Source organism: Zarconia navalis LEGE 11467, assembly GCF_015207075.1.
GTDB lineage: Bacteria > Cyanobacteriota > Cyanobacteriia > Cyanobacteriales > Geitlerinemataceae > Zarconia > Zarconia navalis.
Window position 1 is genome coordinate 1 of record NZ_JADEXN010000393.1, and the last position, 5,434, is coordinate 5,434.

Here is a 5,434-nt window from a genome sequence, read left to right on the forward strand (position 1 = left end):
AAATTTGTCAAAATTCGCTTGTCAAACGCCGTATTGCTCAATCTACTAGGTCTTGGGAAATTACTAATCATACAAAAAAACGGAGAGTGACAGAAGAGGGTTATTCCGCGCTGCGGTAGTAATGGTCATGCCGTCTTGCAGCCGTAAATCAGATGTATTGACCCTAATATTGCCTCCATCTCCCTCACTGCTTGCACTCACCTCGACCACCACACCACTGGGTAATTCATCAATAAATTCTTTCCCTCCCCTCAGTGCCATTGTGAATTCTCGCCCCCCGCTCAGATCGATTTCAGTCGCAGTAATATTGATATCCCCCGCATTCCCCGAACCCTGTGTGCCTGCGGAGATTCTCGCGCCATTTCTAAGGGTTAAGATATCGGCTACTACGGTCAAATCACCACCATTGCCAGTGGCCCTAGGGTTGACTTGAGCTTCCAGTCGGCTGGGAACGATCTTCTGCCTATTATTGAGTCGGGTACCCTCTAGCTCGATGACGCTCCCTCGAACGGTCAAATCTCCTGCATCTCCCCTTCCTTGTGTGGTGGCGGCAATCTCCGAACCCCCAAAAACACTCAGGTGATTCGTGTAGATCGTCACATTCCCCCCGCGTCCCGTAAATCCGCGACCGGTTGTTGTCCGTAGGACAGATGGAGTAGAGGATACATCAGAATCTGGGGTGACAATTTCCACAAAATCTGTAGCGTAGATCGTGATACTACCTGCATTTCCTCGACTGAAGGTGCTAGTAGCGATTCTTCCCCCTTCATTTGCAACAAACCGTTCTGCCCGAACCTCGATATCTCCACTATTTCCAGCGCTTCCTGGCAACGCTTGAGAAAATAAGCCAGCCTGCTTTTTCCTCCCATTCATTTCCCGAATTCCCCTGAAGATTACATCTGTTGCCTCCAGCATCAAATTTCCTGCATTTCCTTCGCCCTGTCTGGTTCCACCTCGAGTTGCAACTGAAACCGATCCTCCATCCTGGGCGAGGAAGCGTTCCGTTTGAATCCTTACTGTTCCCCCACTTCCAGTTGCGCCAAATTCGACTTCTGCCCGAAGACCGCTCTCAATCTCAACATCAGGAGTCGTGCCGACGAATTCTACCGATTCTGTGGTGTGGATGGTGACATCACCTCCAGCTTCATCCCCCAACGTCAGAGCCAGAATCACACTGCCACCAGTCAGAGAAAGCGATTGCCCTTGCACTTGCACTTCCCCCGCTCCTGGACCGCTGGTATCGATGGATGCACCTCCGGAAAAAACAATATCTCTAAACTCCCCAACGCCGTCGTATCCTAACTGCCAACCCGCTGCCATGGGGGTTAATGCAACCGTACCGTTTCCCTCCACACTCCCGAGTTCGATCCGACCTCCTGGGGCGGTTAAATTTCCGCCAACGAGATTTATATCTCCCCCCACCAACGCTAAAGTTCGATCGGGTTTGACCTGGAGTCCTGGGGGTCGATCGTTTCTGATGAGAATATCGACTTCTTGCTCTGGTGCAAGTTCTCGTTCTTCAAGCCTCAAGTTATGCCCCCCACCTTCGACTGAAATCGCTCCGGGTTGGGGTCCAAATTGCAAGCCAATCGGCACGTTAACTGTCAGCAATGGCGGCGCATCCACATCCACCGCACTGTAAAGACTGCCATCTTCAAATTGCAACGCCGAAGCGGTACTGCCCACAAATGACCCGCGAATATCCAAGCTGGCATTGGGTCCGAATACCAAACCCGCTGGATTAATCAGGAATAGGTTGGCCGTTCCGTTAGCACTGATGATTCCGTCAATATTGGATACGTTCCCTCCCGTGACGCGACTGATGATGTTATCGACGGTGGCGGCGTTATTAAAGAAGGCTTCAGTTCCCGTCGGAACGTTAAATTCTTGAAAACTGTGGAAGAGATTTCCACCGGCTGGGGTTCCACCCTCAATCGTCAGGATATTGCCATCGGGGGTAACGATCGAATTGTTGGGTAAAGTACCATCGGGGACAATTTGAGCGATCGCCCCTTGACTCGAGACCAAATAACCGAGGGCAAGGCTAACAAGCATCCCAAAGCTATAAGTTTTTCGTTGCATCTGCATCTCCTCAATAGATATAGATGATGTTCGCGCAGGTATTGTTATAAGTTTTTCGACCTCGGGAACGGGGAATGGAAAAAGTTGATTTCATCGATCGTGTAGATAAACTGATGGCAAAGCACGATAAACGTTCAAACTTCAGACCTTAGTGTCAGTCTAAAATCTGCAAGCCCGGCGATCGAAAACCGCAGTTGGGAGATCGGGAACAACACTCGCCTCGTGGGGTATTACCGTGGGAGGATTTACCGTCAAAATCACTTCGCCATCGGGTCCGAGAATCCAACCCTGGGCTTCAACGAGGCGATCGAATTGGGGTTCGGATTCCGAGATTTCTTCACGGGTGGCACGATCGTCGGGAGGATCGAGTTTCACCAACTCAACAAACCCCTCGTCTCCCCGTAAAGCTTCCCGAGGAGTGGGCGGCAATCCTCCCCGTCCGGTACTGACCAATTCACTCCCGGACCCTTGCAAGCACGGATCTTGCCCGATGAGAGAGGTGACATCAATGGGAGTGTCGGGCAGTTCTAGCAACCCGTTGCTCGGATCGACATCGGGGGTATTAATAATAATGGTTCCGTCGATGCCGCGTTGGGAACTGGCGGTGATGGTGCTATTGCGATCGGTAAAAATGCCACTCGCGGCGATTTGAACGTTGCCCCCCGTGCCTTCAAAGGCATTGGCGTTGATAAGGCTGTCTTCGAACAGCAATAGGGTCTCAGTTGCGAGGGTAATATTGCCCCCATCAGAGTTATTTTGGGCTTCGGTGGTAATTGAACTGCCGTTTCGCAACCGCAAATCAGCAATGTCGAGGTGAATATTTCCTCGATCGCCCTGGGTTGTAGTGGCACTCAGGGGACTGTCATCGAGCAAAACAGTCTCGGCTGCGATACTTAAGTTTCCCGCTGCTCCCGTCCCTTGACCTTCCACGGAAATTTTGGCACCATCGACTAGACTCAATCGATCGGCACGAACCGTTAAATTCCCGGCGTTTCCACTAGCAATTGTGTTAGATTGAGCTTCCAATCGACTGGGCACAAGTCTTTCTCTCTGATTGAAAGTAAAACCCCTCAATTCGATATCGTTGGCAGTAACCATCAAATCCCCCGCATTTCCCATACCTCGGGTGGTGGTTGCTAGATCTGACCCTCCCACAACAAGCAAGCGATCGGTATGAATTGTCAAATCCCCTCCGTCTCCTGTCGCTGTTCGATCTGTTGCCGCTCGCAAGGAAGACGGAAGAGGCCTCTCTTTTCGGGCCACGGGTTGGGTTAAAATTTCAACGGATTCTGCGGCGCGGATCTCGATACTACCCGCATTCCCCTCACCTCGGGTAACCGTGGAAATTTTGGCTCCCCCGTCAACAACCAAGCGATTTGCATCAATCTCGATCGTTCCACCCATCCCGGTACTTCCTGGGGAGACTTGAGAGAACAACCCACTAGCGTCTACGTCTGGGTTTCCCGAACCCGTTGGTGAAGGAAAAACTCGAACGCCTGCCAATATTACGTCCGATGCCTCGACTGTCAAAGTTCCCGCATTGCCTCCACCTCGGGTTGAAGCGTTGACGAATCCTCCATCCCGAGCCAGGAAGCGTTCCGTCTCAAGGATGACATTGCCCCCGTCACCCGTTGCACCCAATTCGACATCTGCGATGATACCGGTCTGAATTTCGCCTCCAGGAGTCGTTCCGACAAACTCTACAGACTCTGTGGTGCGGATGGAGACCTCTCCTCCAGCTTCGTCTCCCAACGTTACCGCCACGATCGCACTACCATCTGTAAGATAAAGCGATCGCCCCTGCACTTGCACTGCCCCCGCCCCAGCACCGCTAGTATCGATAGATGCAGCGCCGGTAAAACGAATATCTCCAAACTCTTCAACACCGTCGTATCCCAACTGCCAACCCGATGCAATTGGGGAAAGAATGACGGTACTATTACCGGCAACACTGCCGAGTTCGATCCGTCCCCCTTGGGCAGTGAGATTGCCCCCAACAAGGTTTATGTTTCCCCCCACCAATGCTAAAGTCCGATCGGGTCGTACCTGGAGTCCTGGGGGTCGATCTTCTCGATTGAGAATGTCTGTTTCCTGCCCTGATGCTAGTAGTTTTTCTTCAAACCTCAAGCGATGCCCCTCACCTTCGACTGAAATCGCACTGGGTTGGGGTCCAAATTGCAAGCCAATCGGCACGTTAACCGTCAACAATGGCGGCGCATCCACATCCACCGCACTATAGAAACTGCCATCCTCAAATTGCACCGCCGAAGCGGTACTCCCCACAAACGAACCGCCAATATCTAAGCTGGCGTTAGGTCCGAACATCAAACCCGCTGGATTAATTAAAAATAGATTCGCCGTTCCGTTGGCACGGATGAGTCCGTCGATGTTGGATACGTTGCCTCCGGTGACGCGGGCGATCGTGTTTTCGATCGTCAGATCGTTGTTGAAGTGGGCAATGTCGTTGGCGGGAACGTTAAATTCTCCGAAACTATGGAAAAGATTACTTCCGGCTGCGGTTCCCCCTTCAATGGTGAAGGTATTGCCATCGGGAGTGACGATCGAATTGACGGGTAGGGTGCCATCGGGGACGATTTGAGCGATCGCCAATGGACAGGCGATCGTGCCAGCCACAGAAACGCTGACGGCGAGCCAAAATGAGTCTGCTTGTTTCATCTGCTGGCAACCTCCGAGAAATTGGTGTCGAGAGCGAGACTTTTGAGATCGGCAACACGGTCGATTTTAAAATAATATGTTACGTCTTTCTAATTTTTTAATTAACGTTCTTATTCCTTCAATTAACTTCAAGCTTTTACGGAATTAATACACTGCAAGGAGTAGTTTTGAATAGCACTTCGAATAGAATAATTTTGATGAATCTTACCACAGGTCAAGTCAAAAAGGTGACGCCGATCGTTTTGAAAGGAGCGATCGCGTTTGAGGTTGCCATCGTTTTCATCTATCTCGGCAGTATCTCGATTTCGGGAATTCCCTACGCCCCTTTTGATATGAACGGTCAAATGACGGTTTCTTCTTGCTTGCAAGCATTACATTTATTTGCGATCGGTTTTATTGCTTTGGTGATGTTTCGAGTATTGCCGCGCTCTTCAGCTGTGCCCTCTCATAAATTCATGCTAACCCTCGGCATTTTACTCATTTACGGCTCCATTGATGAAATCTTTAAAATTCATCTGAAGTTACATCATGTTTTACCATTAGATAATCGAGACTGGTTTGGTATTTATTTTGGTATTGTTGCTAGCCTTCCCGTTCTATTCTATCGAGATTTTATTGGGCTTTGGAAAGGCTATCGCACCGAAATGTCCTGGGGAATTTTGGGATTCTTTATTTT

General features: G+C 50.4%; 3 protein-coding genes. 1 reads left to right on the top strand and 2 read right to left on the bottom strand.

All coding sequences use genetic code 11. From position 1 onward, the window contains the following. Positions 1–63 precede the first annotated feature (63 nt). Positions 64–2,082: a filamentous hemagglutinin N-terminal domain-containing protein gene (locus tag IQ235_RS17780; RefSeq protein WP_264322757.1), complete on the bottom strand. Its 2,019-nt coding sequence runs from the start codon at positions 2,080–2,082 to the stop codon at positions 64–66. A 159-nt stretch (positions 2,083–2,241) separates the two neighbouring features. Next, complete coding sequence (locus IQ235_RS17785; RefSeq protein WP_264322758.1) at positions 2,242–4,758, bottom strand: beta strand repeat-containing protein; 2,517 nt, start codon at positions 4,756–4,758, stop codon at positions 2,242–2,244. 197 nt (positions 4,759–4,955) lie between these two features. Between IQ235_RS17785 and IQ235_RS17790 the strand changes: the two genes are divergently transcribed. Beyond that, positions 4,956–5,434 (top strand): DUF8692 domain-containing protein (locus tag IQ235_RS17790; RefSeq protein WP_264322759.1); only part of this gene is annotated, 479 nt, incomplete at its 3' end.